This window comes from Microvirga tunisiensis, from assembly GCF_009296175.1.
Classification (GTDB): domain Bacteria; phylum Pseudomonadota; class Alphaproteobacteria; order Rhizobiales; family Beijerinckiaceae; genus Microvirga; species Microvirga tunisiensis.
The window spans coordinates 1-1,271 of sequence record NZ_VOSK01000779.1 but is presented as its reverse complement, the minus strand read 5'-3'; the positions used below and the strand labels follow the sequence as shown (position 1 = coordinate 1,271).

General features: G+C 58.4%; 1 protein-coding gene and 1 pseudogene. One reads left to right on the top strand and one right to left on the bottom strand.

All coding sequences use genetic code 11. The features are described from left to right. Nucleotides 1-229: 229 nt before the first annotated feature. The gene (locus FS320_RS43605) at nt 230-514 is read right to left on the bottom strand and encodes a hypothetical protein (RefSeq protein ID WP_152718677.1); all 285 of its coding nucleotides are present in this window, start codon (nt 512-514) and stop codon (nt 230-232) included. A 629-nt stretch (nt 515-1,143) separates the two neighbouring features. Between FS320_RS43605 and FS320_RS43600 the strand changes: the two are divergent. After that, nucleotides 1,144-1,271 (top strand): annotated as a pseudogene (locus FS320_RS43600) (NADP-dependent isocitrate dehydrogenase); the annotation flags it as partial.

Genomic DNA, 1,271 nt, shown 5'->3' with positions numbered 1-1,271 from the left:
ACTTCGCATCTGGTACCGAGGCCCCGTCCAATGGGGATCAATCCACTTGCAGATCCCGCACCGCTTCGAAGTGCCGTCACAAGAGACGGCAGGCCAACCGGTCAAAATCACTGTGTCGAGGATCTAGCTCTGTCGATGCACGACGGCTCCTGACGGCATCTCATGAAAAACCTCTCCGAGCATGCCCGGAGAGGCCTTGAGACACCGAACCGATATTTCGGCCGGCCTGTTACCAGCAGCCCCAGCCGCAGTAGTAATGCGGACGGGCCGCCGCGCCGATAGCCGCGCCGCCGACGACGCCGACGGCGGTGCCGACAGCCACTTGGCTGGCGGCCGCGTTCGATTGCGCGACGTTATTGCGGTAGTTGGCATTGCGGCAACGCTCGTAGTTCTTCGTGCCGGGCTTCAGGCCCGATTCCATACAGACGGAATCGGCATTGGCCATGGACTGTTCGGCCGTCTGGCAGCCTGCCAGAACCAGTGCTGCCGTTCCGAGAATAATAGCAAGACGCATGTCAGCTCCCTTTTGTGTTCAACAAAGTCCCTCCGGCGACGTCCTCGATCCGAAAAAATCGGATCCGATGCCTCTGAGGCAACCGCCGGAATGAAGGGATCTGAACTACGGATAAGCTTGGCTTTCCGTGCGACAGCACACGTGGCGTGGTGAATTTTCCCAAAGAGGAACCCTGACCCGCGATTATCCCTAATTTCCTGCGCTTATAACGTCATAATATCACTGTTATCTCTCACCGTCACGTAATGTCATGTCGCCCTGTTGCGTACTCTCGCTCGGAGTCTTCCCCTGATCCCGGAGCTCACATTTCCCGCTTCGGCCACACCTTTGATAAAGATCTCAGCCGAGGCGGTTCATCCGCTCTTCCACGGCAACCGGTGCGGCGTAGGCGACGCGAACCAGGCCTCAGCTCTCAAACCCCGGAGCCGGTCCGGAGCAAGGCAGCGACCGTCAATTCGCTGTTCAGCGCAACTTTGTGCACCAAGAACTCCAAAATACCTTAGCAGGCGGGAAAGCGCTGAATTCCTGCCCTGCCCCCACCTTCCCCATCGGCCATAACCGCGCTATAGCCCCCGCAACCATCCTGCCGCAGGCAGGACTGTTCCAGCCCTTAAGCGCAAGGTGAGATCATGGCGAAGATCAAGGTTGCCAACCCGGTTGTCGAGCTCGACGGCGACGAGATGACCCGCATTATCTGGCACTTCATCAAAGAGAAGCTGATCCACCCCTATCTCGACCTCGACCTGAAGTACTACGA